Raw genomic sequence first — 15,636 nt, forward strand, 5'->3', positions numbered from 1 at the left:
ACCGCCCTGTCACCGCTCGACGGCCGCTACGAATCCAAAACCGCTCCGCTCCGCCCGCTCTTCAGCGAATACGGCCTGATCCGCCGGCGCGTGCTGGTCGAGATACGCTGGCTGCTCGCGCTCGGCGGTCACAAAAAGATCAAGGAGGTGGCGTCCTTTTCTCCGGCCACGAAAAAACTCCTCGAGGGCATCATCGCGAATTTCTCGGAAACCGATGCCCACCGCGTCAAGCAGATTGAGGCGACCACCAATCACGACGTCAAGGCGATCGAATATTTCCTGAAGGAAAAAACACACGGCAACAAGGAAATCGCGCGCTGCGCCGAATTCATCCACTTCGCCTGCACCTCCGAGGACATCAACAATCTTTCCTACGCGCTGATGCTCAGGGACGGCCGCGACGGCGTACTGCTGCCGCGCATGGACAAGCTGATCGCGGCGATCACGGACTTGGCCACCCGCTACGCCGATCAGCCGATGCTGGCGCGCACCCACGGCCAGCCGGCCTCGCCCACCACGCTCGGCAAGGAAATGGCCAATGTCGCCTATCGCCTGAAGCGCGCCCGCGACCAGGCGACGGCCGTGCCGATTCTGGGAAAAATCAACGGGGCGGTGGGCAATTACAACGCCCATCTCGCAGCCTATCCGGAAGTCGACTGGCCGGCGGTGGCCAAGTCCTTTGTCGAGGGACTGGGGCTTGCGTGGAATCCATATACTACCCAGATCGAACCGCACGATTACATCGCCGAGCTGCTCGATGCGCTGGCGCGATTCAACACCATCCTGATCGATTTCAATCGCGACGTGTGGGGCTACATTTCGCTGGGTTACTTCAGGCAGAAAGTGGTCAAGGGCGAGGTCGGCTCGTCCACCATGCCGCACAAGGTCAACCCGATCGATTTCGAGAATGCCGAGGGCAACCTGGGATTGGCGAACGCCCTGTTCCGCCATCTAGCGGAAAAGCTTCCTGTCTCGCGTTTCCAGCGCGACCTCACCGATTCCACCGTGCTGCGCAATCTGGGAGTGGCATTCGGGTACATGCTGCTCGCCGGCGACTCCTGCCTCAAGGGCATCGGCAAACTCGAGGTGAATACCGAGCGGCTCCAGCAGGACCTCGATCAGAACTGGGAGGTCCTGGCCGAGGCGGTGCAGACCGTCATGCGCCGTTACGGCGTGGAACAGGCGTACGAAAAACTTAAGGACCTCACCCGTGGCAAGGGTGGCATCACCCGCGATTCGATCCAAACCTTCATCCGCTCCCTGAGCATCCCCGATGCGGCAAAAAAACGTCTGTTGGCGCTAACCCCCGCCAGCTACACGGGTAATGCCGCAACACAGGCGAGAAATCTGGCCAAAATCAAAAGCTGATCCCGTTGTTCCCATCTCTCCGTTGCGCCTCCGTCTCCGTGCCATTCTCGCCACGTGGTCTATATATATCTTGATGGCGGCGATCAGCCGCTTGCGAGAGGAATATTCATCCCTGGCATGGATACGGCAAAAAACACACCCGCCGAAAACAAACCGGAACCCCCGCGCCGGGTAATCAGAGGACGCGACGAAGTCGGCGATTTCCTGGCCGGGCTGGCGGAAAGCGCGACACGCGAGATCGTCATTTTCGCCCCGCAGATTGATGGTGCTTTATTCAATACCCCCCGCTTTGCCCGCGCGCTCGCCAGTTTTGCCGCGCGCCACCGCAACAACCTCGCGCGCATCGTGGTGGAAGACACGGAACAGGTTTTGCGCGACAACGACCGTCTCGTCGGCTTGTGCCGACGGCTGAGCGATTTCATCCACATGCACCAGGTCGCCGAAGAGCATCTCGGCATCCGCGAAATGTTCCTGGTCATCGATCACTCCGGTTTCCTGCATCAGCAGGACATCGCCAAACCCGACTGCATCGCGGAGTCTCACAATACTCATGATGCCGTGCTGCTCGCGCGGCGCTTCAACGAATTATGGGACCGCAGCGAACCGATCTTTTCCCTGCGTTCGACGGGACTGTGATTTCAGTGTCGTCGATGTCCACCCGCTTTCCTCGCGTTCTGTTCCTGGTACCGATCCTGTATGTCCTGGCGGCATGCGGTCACGTTCCCATTGAAAACCCATCCGAGACGGCCGGAAACCACGCGGCGAATCTCGCGCTGGCCATGGTCGGCAAACCTTACCGTTACGGCGGCAACACACCGGCCGGGTTCGATTGTAGCGGTCTCGTGCAGTACAGCTACGGGCGTAGCGGCGTGAATCTACCGCACGGCACCGACAAGTTGCGCCGCGCGACGCGCCCGATATCGCGCGGCAAGCTGCAACGCGGTGACCTCCTGTTCTTCACGCAGGAAGGCCGGAAATCCGCGCACGTGGCGCTGTACATCGGCGACAACCGCTTCGTGCACGCACCTTCGAGCGGCAAAAAAGTATACGTGACGGGATTTGACGACTCCTACTGGCAGCTTCATTTCACGGAAGCGCGCCGCCCCTACATCGACTGACATGGTTCGAGGCAGGCCGATCGTCACTTCCCTGCTGGTCGCGCTGACGACCTTGCTGGCGTTCGCCGGCGTTAGCGCCGAGGAGGCACGCATTATCCAGCTGAAGCACCGTCCAGCCGGCGAAATCATCCCCCTGATCCGTCCCCTGATCGGACCGGACGACGCGCTGAGCGGCATGGATTACCGGCTTATCGTTCGCACCTCGGACAGGAATCTGAAAAATATCGAGCGCCTGCTGGCGCAACTGGACGTGGCGCCGCGGCAACTGCGCATCACGGTGGAGCAACGGGTGGCGGATGATCGCGACACCACCATCCATTCCGTCGAGGGAGAAATCCAGATTGGCGACGAGGCACAGATCAAGCTGCCGGAAAAATCTCCCGATAACCGTGGACTCGTTATACAAAGAGACAATCTCCGGCTCCGAACCGGCCAGCGCACGACGGTCGGTCGGAATGAAACTACCCAGACGGTCATGGCGCTGGATGGTCAACGCGCCTCTATCCGCATCGGTCAGTCCGTACCGCATGTAAAAGAGATTCTGGCGCTCGGTCGTCGCCAAGTCCTGATTGCCCAGGGCATCGCGCTTCAGGACGTCACGACCGGTTTCGACGTGCTGCCACGCGTGCGCGGGGACCGCGTGCGGATGGAGATCACGCCGCGCCTGTCCACGCTACGGGACCCCACCACCGGCCTTGCCGATTTCCAAGAACTGGCCACGACGGTGGAGGTAAGGTTGGGCGAATGGATCGACCTGGGCGCGATCCTCGGCCATCGCAGCGAAATCGACCGCGCCATCCTGGAGAGCGCCGCGACGGAATCGGGTGAGCGTCGAACCATCCGCCTCAAGATCGAGTAGTCATTCTCAGGCACCCGTATCCCGTGACGCGAAGGCGGGCACGAATCCGGAAATAAATGTGCGCACCTGCTGCTCCGACCGGGCGCCGCTGAAACAACCGGCTTCCTCCCCCTGGATGAACAGGATGACGCTGGGGAAGCCGCGCAACTGGTAGCGCCCAGCGAGGTGCATGTTGTGACTCGCCACATCCTTGTGGCTCGCCCTGTGGGCGCGCTGAAGCGCGCCCAATTCCGCTCCCGGCGGAATTGTCGTCCACTTCCACCTTGGCGAGCAGCACCTCCCCCCGGTAACCCTGAGTTACCTTCTCCAGCACCGGGGTCAGGAACCTGCAGGGCGGACACCAGTCGGCCCAGAAATCCACCAATACCGGTTGCTGATGGGAGGCTTCGAGTACTTTTTCGGAGAAATCCGTTTCGTTGACGTCAAAAATAAAGGAATGAAGCATTTTTATTGTTTCGAAGGCGGACCCGATTGTCGTGCCGCGCGCGGCCCGGCGCCGGAGTTCGTGCATCTCGACGACATCGAGGGAATGTTGAAGCTGTGCCGGGCCATGATGGAATCGGGTCTGCCGTGGGATCGGCCCTGGAAAATTCAGCGCCGGCTGATGCGCAAACGTCTGCAAGAATACCGGGTTCTTCTGCGAGGTTTTCGCTGAATGTCCGGGTTAAACGCCTGACGGCTTGGTCCCGGCTGCAAAAAGTGTTTCCACATTCAGCCACAAACCTTGTTCGCCCATGAGCGGGCGCACGTCCGCCAGGTGTTCGGCGCGAAACGACTCCTGCCGGGCCGAGGGGATTCTCTCAACCCATTCACGCATGCCGCTGTTCCAGATGACCTCCCACCACTGGACTTCGTCTTTCAGGTGATAGCCAAGCTGCTCAGTGTGCACCTCGATATCCTTGAGACCGGCGCCGCTCAGCAAATCACGACAGCGTTCGGGGTCGGCGAGACGCATCGCGGCAAAGGGTGCGTCTTTGTCCGGCGCGTCCACACCGTAATTTTCGATGCGCCGGATGAACAATTCCATCATCGGCTGGAAAGCCTGCTTCCCGAAAACAGTAAACAGGATACGGCCGCCCGGTTTTGTCACCCGCGCCCATTCCCGGAGCCCGACAGACATGTCGGGCAGAAAAAAAATACCAAAGGAGCAGACAACGTGATCGAAATACTCACGGCGGAAATCCAGCGCGGCCGCGTCCATCACGTGCAAGTCGATATTGGGGATACCGAATTTATCGATTTTTTCCTGCAAGCGGTCGAGCATCCCCTCGGCCAGATCGATCGCCATGACTCTGCCCGCGTGCCCCACGGCCTGCATAGCGGCCATGGCCACTACGCCGGTGCCGGTCGCCACATCGAGAATCTTGGAGCCGCGTGCCGGATTGAGCCGGACAATCAGACGATCAGCGCAGAATGGAAAGAAACGCGATGCGGGGTTGTCATAGCCGGCGGCGACGCGGTTAAAAACCGCTACCATCTCCGCGTGCGGGTCGGGCGTGGTCATGCGACGTTATGATGTCAGAACCTGGTTGAGGGGAACAGATACGCGCGAAAGCCCGCAACATACTGAAATAGTCGACGGCCAGCAGTCCTGGGGAGCAGGAATCTGAGTGAGGTTCCATGGCCTTGGCTCAGAATGAAACGTGCCAAACGCTCCTTGTCAATCAACTTAGGATCGTCCCCAGGATTAATATCCGCCAGCCAAAGGTCACATGTATGACGGTTCCTGAGTAACAAAACGGGGCGCCCATTTTTTGGTACGTATCAAAATCGCCGAAAGTTCCGAGCAAAAAAGCCTTTTTAGCGCCGCCTTGTCTTCTCGCTACAGGAAAAACCCCTCTTCGTCCAGCAATTCCTTGCTGATATCACCGATACAGGCCTGTCTGTTCTGGCACCACCTGTCGGCCGGACAACCCCAGATATCGTCGTGTCAACCCTTGTCACCGGCACGGAGCCTATACTTTTTCCGAAGACATAGTTGTTACTTATCCCTCAGTTGGCAAGGATGTCATATGACGGCAAGAAGTATTTTCCAAAAGGTCTGTCCAGAATGCATGTCCACGGTTCCACTGGATACCCGGGAATGCTCTTGTGGACATCATCTTGACCACGACGATACGGACACAGCGCTCACCTCGGAAGAGATCCGGCTGAAGGCCGAGGAACTCTACGAAAACTACCTCGGGGCACGCGTCGAGCAGGCCGCCAAAGCCGTCAAAATCGCACAGGCCGAATTTGTGCGCGACCCTTCGAACCCGGGTAAATCCGATCACGTTGCTTCCGCGATTCGTGAAGTGCAGATGGCCGAATCCACCCTGGCGACGCAATCTGCGCACGTAACGGAGATGAAAAAGGCATTGTTGCCCGCGACCCGGCCTCCGGCTCCGGTAATGGCTCCCGTGAAGAAGCGGACAGCCACCTTGAAACCTGCCGCGATAAAACCACCAGCGCAGGTTGCGCGTAACGTCGTACCGATCGTTACTAAGTCTACCGTCGTTGCACCTATGCCTGCCCGCGCGAAACGCCAGGATAAAACTGCACAAGTGGCGTCGAAAAGAACTTCCACGCCACCTCCCGCGCCCAGAAAACCGGATAACGCTCCGCCGGCGCAAACGGCGACACCGAATACCGCCTTCCGGCAGGCGCAGGCCGCCAAGGCGGAGAAATTCCTGCGCAGCAAAAACACTCAACCGACTCCTGTTGCCAAAGCAGTCAAAGAAGAAGCGCGCATGGTGCCGGTGGCGGAACCCAAACCACCACAAACAACGCCTATTACCGCGAAGACCGCTCCCCGCCTGTATACCCCGCGGGACAAAAAGGAGTGCCCGAGTTGCACGGCGTCGGTGGCCAGTTCGGCGGCGCGGTGCCGCTGTGGTTATGAATTCCCGTCCAGCGAACAGCTGATTCCCCCGCTCGCCATGAGCGACGAAGAACGCGCGGAGTTTGCCAAGCTCTTCAATTTTCCTTGAACGTTGCTTGCGCGCGATGGTGCGCGGGCCTACCGTTCGACTGACTTTCTGCCGAGTTCCCGGTTAATCCCGGAAAACAACTGCTCCATCGGCTGCGGTTTGGCTGGTAATAATGAACTGTATTTTAACGGGGACGGGGTAGTTTGAAACGCTCCCCCTGGTAACTCAGGACGGCACCATCCGGCACGATCGCTTCAACACGCGCTCCGCCCTCGATCAGACTGCCCTTGTGGTATTCGCGGTTGTTGATGAAAAGAATCCGCTGGGACTCCTGCGTAGAATACACATGGATTGTCACCGCCATCAGAGGAATGGCGCGCTGTATTTCCGGAGGCATCTGCTGCAACAACGGAGTGTTGTCCGTTTCCAGAAGAACGGCGTGACCATCAGCCTGTGACGAGGAACGTTGCTTAATGGCCGCCACCTGACGGCGTGGTGCAGTACTGGGCATTTTAGAGGTGACGGGAACAGGCACCTGCGTCTGTTCCGCCAGGTCGCGTACCGGGGACTCCCTCTTCACCGCCATTACGGGCGGCGGAGCCACGGCGGCGACCGGTTCGGCGGCAGACGGCGTGGCTGTGGCGGCTACGCTGGGAGACGTCACGGCAACCGCCGCCTCGGAAGAAATACGGCTGACTGTGCTATGCCAGAAGACCACTGCCGCGGCCAGCAGGAAGAGCAGAAGAATGATGCCAATCACCAACAGCCACCCGCCGCGCCACGGTAATGAAACATTATGCACCGGCCCACCGGGGCGCGCGCGAGTTCCGGGCTGCCGTTCCTGTTCGGACTTCCTGAGCGCATCCAGGATGTATGACATGCTCAGCGCGTCCCCGCGGTTCCGGCGTCGGCAACCAGCGCGGGCGATTTACCCGGCAGATAGTTTTGCAACTGGGCCAGGGTGATCCGTCCCGCCACGCCGTCAGGCATGAGCCGGTGTCGACCCTGGAACTCCCTGAGTTGCGCCTGCAACTCCTTGTCGAAAATTTCGCTTGATTCCGCCGCGAGCGGCTCACCCCGGTAGCGCGCCAGCGCGTCGCGCAACCAGATCACCGTATCGCCGCGATCACCGAGCCGTAACATCTCCTGTTCCGGCATCGGTGGCTTCCAAAGCAACAGATATTTTCCGAACCAGTAACGGCCCACCTCGCTCACCGGAAATTCATGCGGCTGGCCGCCTATCACGAGAGAGACGGCGTCGGCCGTCAACTCCGCCACGAGGACATGATGCTTGCCGCCCGCGGTGTCCTGCAGCTCGAGGACGGCGGGGCGGTTGTAGCTGCGCAGATTGTTCCACGTCCCGGTTTTGTATACGCAATGCAAACCGGCGTTCAGCGCGCGTTCGCAGCCGGTACCACCAACCAGCAAGGCATAATTTAGACTCCAGCGCTCGAACAGGCCCTTCATCGCCGATTCAGTGTCGGTCGCCAGTGCGGGATTGGCGAGCAGCGACTCGAGCATGGCCGCCGGTTTGGACGGACTGGCGGTGGAAACTTCACCAGCCGTTGTTGCTCCCCGGGGTTCGGCAGCCGGTGCGGCAACCACGATATCCCCGGCGACATTGGCTGCCGTCACTGCATCGGCTGAAGCCGCCACGACCGCTTTGTCATCGACTGGCAGCGGGTGTTTCCAGCCAGGCCACCATTGCCAGCCGGCCGCGATCAGGATCGCCGTCAGCGTAGCGATAGTGGGGGTGAGCACGCGCCATGTCAGCCAGCGGGAAGGCCTGGTGAATGACCCGATTTCGGCGGCGGCGCGATTCACGATACCCGTATCCACGACGGTCTTCTCACGCGTGTAGGCGCCGAGCAACGAACGATCGCAGATGATGTTGATCAGCCGCGGAATACCCCCCGAGAGCGCATGCACACGGCGCATCGCGGACAGGTTGAAGAGTAACACGCGTCCACCCGCCACGCGGCAGCGGTGGCCGATGTAATAACAGGTTTCTTCACGGGTCAACGCGGTCAAGCGATAGCGCGCCGTGATACGCTGCGCGAGCTGACGCAGATCCGGTTGCGCCAGCAACCCCACCAGTTCTGGCTGACCGATGAGGATAATTTGCAGAAGCTTCTGCTTGGTGGTTTCCAGATTGGTCAAAAGCCGGATCTGTTCCAGCACCTCACGACTCAGATTCTGCGCTTCATCGATAATCAGCATCGTGCGCCGTCCGTGGGCGTGGCTCTGGAGCAGGTGGGCGTTGAGCACGTCGATCAGCTGCTTGAGGCTTGCCCGTGCGCCGGGATGGGGCACACGCAGTTCATCGCAAATGGCGGCAACGAATTCAGTGACCGTGAGCACGGGATAGAGAACCAGCGCCACATCAACATCCTTGGGCAGCCGCTCTCCCAGCGCGCGAATGAGCAGGGTCTTGCCGGTGCCGACCTCGCCGGTCAACTGCACGAACCCCCCGCTCTCACCCAACCCATACTGCAAATGCGCCAATGCTTCCTGGTGGCCCCGGCTCAGATAGAGATAACGCGGGTCCGGCGGGATCGAAAAGGGATTTTCATACAAACCAAAATATTGGAGATACATGCAACGCCTCACTTCCTCTGCCGCCTGCCGTCCATGCCGTTGATGAGTCTGGCGTGACGTTAACGCGGTCTGCCATCAATCATATACAAGCTGTCGGGAGCCTGGGATTACGTCATCCACTATGGGCTATACGATAACATTATTTGTCCCCTCATTGCCTGTACGAGGCAAGATTCGGTCTGCTCAGGCTAGCACTCGGGCAACGGAGGACTATTAACGGGGAAAATCGCGCAATTCGGACTTTTTTCTGGCCGAACGCGTCGGTCGGCACCGCCTGCGCCTCACGCGAGGCGCCTCGGAGCATGAATCATCGTGCCAGCAGTTTGGGGATATACCCATCCCCTGCGCCAAGCAGGCCAGACAGTAAACGGGATTGAAGAAGTTACAATGTGGGATGATGCGGAGTAATTATTGACGGCGTCCAGGTTCGGCGATGTTGCCCGACGTTTTAGCTGCCTGGACGATCTTGCGCAAATCGGCCAGTTGCGTCTGCAGCGCCTTAATGGCCTCTGCTACCTCGACGGCTTCTCTGCCTGTTTCGCCTTTGACCACTCCACCGGATTCCATCTTTGCTGCGCGTGATGCATCGCTCATGCGAACCTCCTTGTGAAAATCTACAACGGTTGCCCGACGCTAGTTACATGAGGACTTCGTTGAACCTATTCCCTGCGCCTGATGAAGCATGTTATCAGCGGCATTCACCTAATTAAGGAGGAAAAACCGGGAAAAGACAAGTATTAAGACAGCACCTGATTCTCATCGCCAGACAATCGTTGAGTACGCGCCGATGAGCTGTCAAAAAATGGCGCTCTATCTACGATAACTACCAAATATCGGGCTGTGTGATACATGCGACAGGTGTCTGTTTTATGCCAATGCTGGCTTGTGACGTCCCCGAATCAAATTCACGCGATCCAAGTAGCGCTCTTACTCCTTCAGCACGCACTTGCGATAAATATCTCCCAGCGCACCATTCGGATCGTATTTTTCCTTGAGTCTTTCGTAGACCGACTTGTTGTACATTCGCCAGAACTGTTCTGCCGTGAAGTAAGAATCAGAATACAACGACTTCATGCCGCCAAGTGCCATCACCTGCTCCTCGACTTGACGGTTGTAGTAACCCGGCGGGAGTTTTTTTCTGCTACGTATCACATCCCAAAAACCGAAGTTGATATAAAGTTTTTCCGGATCCATGCGATAGAGCTCGAATTTCACGTCCTTGTTGTAAGCGCGCGTGGGGGATATCCATACCGGCAGGAAACGGATGACATCGTGATAAAACGCGAGGAACTGCGGCGCGTGCTCAACGGGAATCTCGACATCCTGGATCACTGGTTCGGCGTGAACGCCGGCAAGTTTGTTGAAAGTTTGCATGAGCTTCCAGCGACTGTTCCAGCGCATGATGCGGGTGTAGGTCAACGAATTCAACCGTGAGCGGCCATAGAGCCGGCGGATGAGCGGATGCTGGGCAAGCAGATTCTTGGAGCACCAGAACCAGTCCGTGTCCCAGCGCCAGAGGTAATCCTCGGTAGTCAGATAGTCCTGTGAGCGTTCGCGCAACGACCGATAGTATATATTCTTATAGGTGTAATCGCTGACGTAAGGCGCGTTATCGACAAATCGTCCAAGCGTCAGCACCATCTCATTCCGGCCAAACACCACGCCATCGACGAAATCGACGTCCTGACGATCACATTGCCGTGCCAGCTCGGTGAAATAAACATCGGGATCCGTGAAGATAATATGGGTGAGCTTTACGTATTTTTTTACCGGCACAACCTTTAGCTTGAGCTTCAGGGCATAACCAAGCGTGCCGTAGGAATTGGGGAACCCGTAAAACAGGCCGCGGTGTTCATTGCCGGGCGAGCACAGCACCGTGCGGCCGTCGCCCAGCAGTATCTCCATTTCCAGCACCGTTTCATGGACCAATCCATAACGGAAAGAAGAGGATTCGATGCCGCACCCGACGGTAGCGCCGCCAATGGTGATGGACTTGAGCTGGGGAACCACGGCCGGCATTACCTCGTGCCTGAGGCACTCTGCCACCAGCTTGACGTACGGCGTCATCCCCTCCACTTCAACATAACCGCCCGCGGCGTCTACACGCAGCACATTGTTGAAGTCGCGCACATCGAGCCGCTGTGCCTGAATCTTCTTGCGGTCGCGGAACAGATTGGAGGTACTTTTGCCCAGACGGATATGGTCTCCACCGCTGGCACGCAAAAATTCTGTCAGGCGCTGTTTCTTTTCTTCGTAAGTAACACTGGCCATTTCTGTGCCACTCTGGAGAAAACCCTGTAAAGTGTACCAGCATCCATGGCCGAGCCAGACTTGCATGGCGGTTGGCTACTGACGATAAATGCGAAATTTCAATATCGTCTGATTTGCGCAACAGAACCTGGCAACGCAAGTTCCTGACTTGGCATAAGTGCTGCCGCTGATCTGCTCAGCTTCAGCCCATGTCTGCCATTACACCTGATTGCCGCTATAAATCGGCCGTCTCAGTCTATACTTCAACAAAGTAGTATCCTCAGGATCGCCGCCATGACAGGGAAATCAACATGAGTACTTACAGCATTTATCAGAAGCCCTGCCCAGCCTGTGGCATGGTGGTGTCAACGGGTGCCAAGCGCTGTGATTGCGGCTATGCCTTCGGCTACTCCGACGAAACAGCTCTGCTGCCCGAGGAACAAGCGCTACAGGAAGAGGAGCTATTCGAGGCGTATCTGGCGGCGCGCGTGGGCCAAACCGTGGAGAAGGTTGAATCAGTCCGCACGGAACTGGCAGCCGATCCCGCCAACCTTCGCAAGGCCGACCGCCTGCTGGAAGTCGTGCAGGAGGCGCTGATCCTGCGTGACGAGCGAGACGCCCAGGCCGCCAAAACGGCTCAAGCCCGGAAAGCGGCGCAGGCGGCAAGGGGGGAAATCACTCCTGACGTTCCGGTTCAATCCGACCGACCCACTGAGGCCTTCCGGGCCCAGCAAGCGACCAAGGCGGAGAAAATCGTCGAGGCATTCGCCAATACCGAAACCAAGAATTGTCCGCACTGCAAGACTGTCCTGCCTGTCACTTCCACGCTGTGTTTCTGCGGTTATAATTTTTCGCGCCATGATGTCATGCTGCCTAGGGCCGTGGACAGTTCCCTGGGCGCGGGAAACCCGCGCTCCAAATAAATCCCACCTCCAGCACTAAGCGCTATACAGCAAGTTCACCAGGGCGGTGTACGCCTTGTCATCGTAGTTACGGAACCGCAATGCCACACCGTTCCTGTCCGTGCGCACCACCTCCGCAGGCAGGCGGTGCAAACCATATTCGCCATGCTCCTTGAGCGCGAGAACCGCTTCTACCGGGGTTCCCGGCAGAAACTCGTCTCTCCTCATCTCCACCATGGCGCCGCCAAGACTGAGGTCGCGCACTTTCCAGCGCTTCGAGTAGGCCAGATCGTAATTGATAACAATATTGAGCGAAATCTTTTTGCGGATACTGGTACGTTGCTCTGCTTTCATCTCCTGCTCCGTTTTAATCATGAGCCCGTATATCTAATAATGTTATTACCCTGACGACAGGTCAACCATTGGGCGCAAGGAGGAACAGCCGACAGGGGGAGCTGATATGGAAAAACGGCAAAAACCGCCTGTCTGGTTTTTTTTTCAGAATCGGATATGCTTTTGAATCAGGCATACCCGGACCCGTTACAAAACCCGGAAGGATATTTCCCTATGTCGGCACTGGTTGTTACCTCGCCTTTCCTGCCAGCGGAACCGCTGCGCAAACGCGCGCCGGCGTTTGATGAGCATGGAAAGGCGTTGAGCGATTTCATGGTGCTCTTCCCCGGGCTGGTCAAGAAACCGCAGCATTATATCCAGTCCACGATCGAACATATCCAGAAGGTGTTTGTGGAGTACGGCCAGGTGGTGGTGTTCGCTGAACTCAATCTCAAGCTCAGCCTGCTATGGATCAGTGTGAAACCGATCCCGGGTATTCGCTTCCAGATCACCGAAGCGCTACGCGCGGTCATCCCCGAGGCGCGCATCGTCTCGCATATTTGACGCCTGTCCAGCCTGCGGTCATCCGATTCCCGCATCCAATCCGGCCAGACAGTCTCTTATCGTTTCGACCCCAACACTCCCAGATGATCGACGGCGCGTCGGCCAGTATTCTCGCGCCGGTTGTGTTTGTTAGGTTCCCAGCGTATGTCCTTGCGGCGCTCAGCCACTAAACGACGCGAAAATTTACGGCGCTCCGGACCTTTGTATACCGGCTTGCCGGTATTGTCTGCGTTTGCCATGGTACCCTCTCCCGGCGCGGGTTTTGGCATGCTGACCGGCCGGCTGATTAAGATACAGGTAACAAAGCAGAAAACATGCCAAAGCTAAATATTCGAGGAAAATCGCGCCCATAATACCCATGCAACCTGAAGCAGAAAGACCAGGATACCGACTCCAGCCAGATAAACCGCCCCGCTCATACCGATACACGTCACGATACCCGCCGCCAGAAAAACCAGCGAGCGTACACCGCTGCCCCAGGCAAGCTTTCGCGCGGTGCATTCATAGACAGCGGTGTTACGCGCTGGCCAGAGCCACACCGGCAGAAGATAGCTGACGGCCCCGGTCACCAGCGGAAATAGAAATACAAAAAAGAATACCTGCATGGAGACGCCCGACGGCCGTGCACCCACCGCGTGAAAACCGGCGATAATCAACACGGCGATCAAACCAAAAACGGCCAAACCCGATGAGGTGCTGGAACGGTGCCAACCCCAGACGAATTTTCGCCACTGCATGACAAGGGACGATGCGAAACGCATCAGGGGTATCAGCCATAGCACAAGACCCGGCCAGACAAGCCAGCCCTGCGAGGCTGATCCTACGGCGATGAGCAGTGTGCCGATAACGGCAAAATACAGATCACCATGCAAACGGCGGCGCGCATCGTCGTCAGCATATCCGGCAACGGTGGGAACCAGCACACGCAACGTGCCGAAGGCGGTCATCCCGACAAAACCGAGGAGATTGATATGCAAGTGGAATCGCCTGAGAGCCATCCAGTATTCAGGCCGAAACATGGCAACGAGAATCGCCATCAATCCCAGAAGCAGACAAACCAGTGCCCAGCGATACCAATCCAGTCCGGGATGCGGGCGACCGAACATGGCGCGGGCGCGGTACCACATCCACCCGAGCAAGGTGCCGGCCGCAACCAGAGCGAGAACAGCCGGGATGGGAAGCAGGTCGCGGTGCCAGAGGAGGCCTGTGGACGCGAGAGCCCCGGCAACCAAGGCCAGCAGCGGTACCATTAATACCAACCACCCCGCGGCACGGCTATGCGTCAGGACCGGCGTGAAATAAATCATGGCGCCCATGATGAGCGGCATGATACCGATCGCCATAATGAGATGAATAAGCGATGGTTCGTTTTGTGGGAGATAAAGCCGCACGACCATGGCGGCAAAGAAGGCGATGACCGCCACGGTCGCCAGGCCTGTCATCGCGTGGGCAACCGGATTCGATGAACCGTCGATGCCATTGGGCTTCATATCGGTAATACGACTGTTCAGCCTATCGCGCCGGTTCCGGCTTCCAGATTTCGATGCGGACCGAAAGTTTGTATACGTAGCTGAAATAACCAGCGCCAATCATGAACACCAGCCACTAACCGCGGACAATCACAATGACCCATTTCCAGTTGATGCGTCGCACGTCGAAAAGTCGGAAACCCATATAGACCGTCGTGGTATCCCTATCGACATGTTAATCCGCTCATCTCGACATGAAATCGACGTGGTCACCCTCTTGTAGTTATCTCTTGTAGTTATATAGAGATTAACAACTTACACGCTCTTTTCAATAAATAACCTGAGTAATGAAGTTACATCAATCGTTTCGGATAGGTAAGATACCTGATACAGGGAGTGTGAGGAGCACATCTTTTCTTTAATTAATTTACAGGTAAGGATAATAAACTTTACAAAAAGAGAGAATCGTAATGAAATCAGTTCGAAACGTTGTTTACGCATGTTTTGCATTGTTCCTCGGCACATCAGCTTCACACGCAGATTCTTTGACGGGAACCATGCTCATAGATCCCGGCACAAAAGGGCCCGGCAGCTGCGCCACCCCCGCTAACTGTTATGTTTCTGGCTCCTACTTCGCGATGGGGGCGGATAATCCAAACAGCTCTGCGGCAATGCTGCAGCCAACCGTGTCACCGGATCCTGGTGGCATCGTGCTGGGAACTTATCAAAACTTTGTGCTGAATCCCGATGTACCACATCCCTATAACTGGAATGGTTTAGGGGCTTCCGCCGGAACCGGTTTCAGCGGTACACCCACAACACTGAGCAACATGCTCAGCCCATTTGCATTTTTTGGAGTTCAAACCTACGTTGGCACCAATCCAGTCAGCTATCAATCCGGCGATTCCCATCCTGCCCCGACGGCCGATGTTAACATGGGGAGTTGTGTGGGCAGTGCATGCACTCTGACAATGGATCTAAGTTCATGGGAAGTGATGTGGAATGGCAGCGCCTTTGAACAGGGGCCGCGTCCAGATAATACCGGCCCGTTTGTACCAGCCGTGGGAACTTATGATGTACTAACCCATGCCTACTCCCTTTCCTGGGCTTCACAAATCAACGGGGGGCCTTTTGGCGGTGTTACCGGGTATTGGCATCTTGAAGGTACGGTTGTACCCACAACGGTTCCTATACCTGGCGCGGTCTGGTTGTTGGCCTCAGGCTTAATCGGACTATTCGGAGTGGTAAGAAAAAAACCAGCTTAAG

The 15,636-nt window shown here is 57.3% G+C and carries 17 protein-coding genes and 1 pseudogene; 9 read left to right on the forward strand and 9 right to left on the reverse strand.

From position 1 onward, the window contains the following. The 4 genes from purB to ACC569_RS04790 form a co-directional block, all read left to right on the forward strand. The coding region (gene purB / locus ACC569_RS04775) for an adenylosuccinate lyase (RefSeq protein WP_372522355.1) at positions 1-1,368 on the forward strand (1,368 nt) is incomplete at its 5' end. A gap of 117 nt (positions 1,369-1,485) precedes the next feature. Next, on the forward strand, positions 1,486-2,004 hold the full coding sequence (locus ACC569_RS04780; RefSeq protein WP_372522356.1) for a hypothetical protein: 519 nt from the start codon (positions 1,486-1,488) through the stop codon (positions 2,002-2,004). 14 nt (positions 2,005-2,018) lie between these two features. After that, positions 2,019-2,486, forward strand: a complete 468-nt coding sequence (locus ACC569_RS04785; protein WP_372522357.1) for a C40 family peptidase — start codon at positions 2,019-2,021, stop codon at positions 2,484-2,486. 1 nt (position 2,487) lies between these two features. Then, the gene (locus tag ACC569_RS04790) at positions 2,488-3,345 is read left to right on the forward strand and encodes a hypothetical protein (protein ID WP_372522358.1); all 858 of its coding nucleotides are present in this window, start codon (positions 2,488-2,490) and stop codon (positions 3,343-3,345) included. Positions 3,346-3,351: 6 nt separating this feature from the next. Here the strand turns inward: ACC569_RS04790 and ACC569_RS04795 are convergent, their stop codons facing one another. Beyond that, a complete protein-coding gene (locus tag ACC569_RS04795) occupies positions 3,352-3,573 on the reverse strand; it encodes a thioredoxin family protein (protein WP_372522396.1) in 222 nt (73 codons plus the stop codon). A gap of 73 nt (positions 3,574-3,646) precedes the next feature. Further along, positions 3,647-3,856: pseudogene (locus tag ACC569_RS04800) on the reverse strand (thioredoxin family protein); the annotation flags it as partial. Here ACC569_RS04800 and ACC569_RS04805 point away from each other — a divergent pair. Further along, positions 3,782-4,000, forward strand: coding sequence for a hypothetical protein (locus ACC569_RS04805; RefSeq protein WP_372522397.1), 219 nt, complete (start codon positions 3,782-3,784; stop codon positions 3,998-4,000). The pseudogene ACC569_RS04800 and the gene ACC569_RS04805 sit on opposite strands and share 75 nt — an antisense overlap. Before the next feature lie 9 nt (positions 4,001-4,009). Here ACC569_RS04805 and ACC569_RS04810 read toward each other — a convergent pair whose 3' ends face one another. Beyond that, positions 4,010-4,849, reverse strand: coding sequence for a class I SAM-dependent methyltransferase (locus ACC569_RS04810; protein WP_372522359.1), 840 nt, complete (start codon positions 4,847-4,849; stop codon positions 4,010-4,012). 508 nt (positions 4,850-5,357) lie between these two features. Between ACC569_RS04810 and ACC569_RS04815 the strand changes: the two genes are divergently transcribed. Further along, positions 5,358-6,314, forward strand: coding sequence for a zinc ribbon domain-containing protein (locus ACC569_RS04815; protein ID WP_372522360.1), 957 nt, complete (start codon positions 5,358-5,360; stop codon positions 6,312-6,314). Positions 6,315-6,438: 124 nt separating this feature from the next. On the opposite strand, the gene ACC569_RS04820 is transcribed toward ACC569_RS04815, so the two are convergent. The 4 genes from ACC569_RS04820 to ACC569_RS04835 all read right to left on the reverse strand — a co-directional run bounded on the left by ACC569_RS04820 (position 6,439) and on the right by ACC569_RS04835 (position 11,123). Continuing rightward, positions 6,439-7,134, reverse strand: coding sequence for a general secretion pathway protein GspB (locus ACC569_RS04820; RefSeq protein WP_372522361.1), 696 nt, complete (start codon positions 7,132-7,134; stop codon positions 6,439-6,441). Between the two features lie 2 nt (positions 7,135-7,136). Next, complete coding sequence (locus ACC569_RS04825; protein ID WP_372522362.1) at positions 7,137-8,852, reverse strand: AAA family ATPase; 1,716 nt, start codon at positions 8,850-8,852, stop codon at positions 7,137-7,139. Positions 8,853-9,260: 408 nt separating this feature from the next. After that, entirely contained in the window at positions 9,261-9,446 is a 186-nt protein-coding gene (locus ACC569_RS04830; protein WP_372522363.1) for a hypothetical protein, read from the reverse strand. A gap of 333 nt (positions 9,447-9,779) precedes the next feature. Next, the gene (locus ACC569_RS04835) at positions 9,780-11,123 is read right to left on the reverse strand and encodes an FAD-dependent oxidoreductase (RefSeq protein WP_372522364.1); all 1,344 of its coding nucleotides are present in this window, start codon (positions 11,121-11,123) and stop codon (positions 9,780-9,782) included. 290 nt (positions 11,124-11,413) lie between these two features. On the opposite strand from ACC569_RS04835, the gene ACC569_RS04840 reads away from it, so the two are divergent. Then, positions 11,414-12,025 (forward strand): hypothetical protein, encoded by a 612-nt coding sequence (locus ACC569_RS04840; protein WP_372522365.1) that lies wholly within the window; start codon positions 11,414-11,416, stop codon positions 12,023-12,025. Positions 12,026-12,040: 15 nt separating this feature from the next. Here the strand turns inward: ACC569_RS04840 and ACC569_RS04845 are convergent, their stop codons facing one another. After that, positions 12,041-12,358, reverse strand: a complete 318-nt coding sequence (locus tag ACC569_RS04845) for a PilZ domain-containing protein (RefSeq protein WP_372522366.1) — start codon at positions 12,356-12,358, stop codon at positions 12,041-12,043. A gap of 213 nt (positions 12,359-12,571) precedes the next feature. Here ACC569_RS04845 and ACC569_RS04850 point away from each other — a divergent pair, with 213 nt between their 5' ends. After that, positions 12,572-12,901, forward strand: coding sequence for a hypothetical protein (locus ACC569_RS04850; RefSeq protein ID WP_372522367.1), 330 nt, complete (start codon positions 12,572-12,574; stop codon positions 12,899-12,901). 323 nt (positions 12,902-13,224) lie between these two features. On the opposite strand, the gene ACC569_RS04855 is transcribed toward ACC569_RS04850, so the two are convergent. Then, a complete protein-coding gene (locus ACC569_RS04855) occupies positions 13,225-14,490 on the reverse strand; it encodes a hypothetical protein (protein ID WP_372522368.1) in 1,266 nt (421 codons plus the stop codon). Positions 14,491-14,840: 350 nt separating this feature from the next. Between ACC569_RS04855 and ACC569_RS04860 the strand changes: the two genes are divergently transcribed. After that, complete coding sequence (locus tag ACC569_RS04860; RefSeq protein ID WP_372522369.1) at positions 14,841-15,635, forward strand: hypothetical protein; 795 nt, start codon at positions 14,841-14,843, stop codon at positions 15,633-15,635. Position 15,636: the final 1 nt, after the last annotated feature.

Origin of the sequence: Sulfuricaulis sp. (assembly GCF_041499725.1) — a bacterium.
Taxonomy (GTDB): Bacteria; Pseudomonadota; Gammaproteobacteria; order Acidiferrobacterales; family Sulfurifustaceae; genus Sulfuricaulis.

Bases quoted from the DNA above. Each gene is read 5' to 3' on its own strand.
- ACC569_RS04805 (WP_372522397.1), top strand. From the start codon at position 3,782: ATGAAGCATTTTTATTGTTTCGAAGGCGGACCCGATTGTCGTGCCGCG.
- ACC569_RS04810 (WP_372522359.1), bottom strand. From the start codon at position 4,849: ATGACCACGCCCGACCCGCACGCGGAGATGGTAGCGGTTTTTAACCGC.
- ACC569_RS04835 (WP_372522364.1), bottom strand. From the start codon at position 11,123: ATGGCCAGTGTTACTTACGAAGAAAAGAAACAGCGCCTGACAGAATTT.
- ACC569_RS04845 (WP_372522366.1), bottom strand. From the start codon at position 12,358: ATGAAAGCAGAGCAACGTACCAGTATCCGCAAAAAGATTTCGCTCAAT.
- ACC569_RS04815 (WP_372522360.1), top strand. From the start codon at position 5,358: ATGACGGCAAGAAGTATTTTCCAAAAGGTCTGTCCAGAATGCATGTCC.
- ACC569_RS04790 (WP_372522358.1), top strand. From the start codon at position 2,488: ATGGTTCGAGGCAGGCCGATCGTCACTTCCCTGCTGGTCGCGCTGACG.
- ACC569_RS04780 (WP_372522356.1), top strand. From the start codon at position 1,486: ATGGATACGGCAAAAAACACACCCGCCGAAAACAAACCGGAACCCCCG.
- ACC569_RS04850 (WP_372522367.1), top strand. From the start codon at position 12,572: ATGTCGGCACTGGTTGTTACCTCGCCTTTCCTGCCAGCGGAACCGCTG.
- ACC569_RS04860 (WP_372522369.1), top strand. From the start codon at position 14,841: ATGAAATCAGTTCGAAACGTTGTTTACGCATGTTTTGCATTGTTCCTC.
- ACC569_RS04840 (WP_372522365.1), top strand. From the start codon at position 11,414: ATGAGTACTTACAGCATTTATCAGAAGCCCTGCCCAGCCTGTGGCATG.
- ACC569_RS04830 (WP_372522363.1), bottom strand. From the start codon at position 9,446: ATGAGCGATGCATCACGCGCAGCAAAGATGGAATCCGGTGGAGTGGTC.
- ACC569_RS04820 (WP_372522361.1), bottom strand. From the start codon at position 7,134: ATGTCATACATCCTGGATGCGCTCAGGAAGTCCGAACAGGAACGGCAG.
- ACC569_RS04785 (WP_372522357.1), top strand. From the start codon at position 2,019: ATGTCCACCCGCTTTCCTCGCGTTCTGTTCCTGGTACCGATCCTGTAT.
- ACC569_RS04825 (WP_372522362.1), bottom strand. From the start codon at position 8,852: ATGTATCTCCAATATTTTGGTTTGTATGAAAATCCCTTTTCGATCCCG.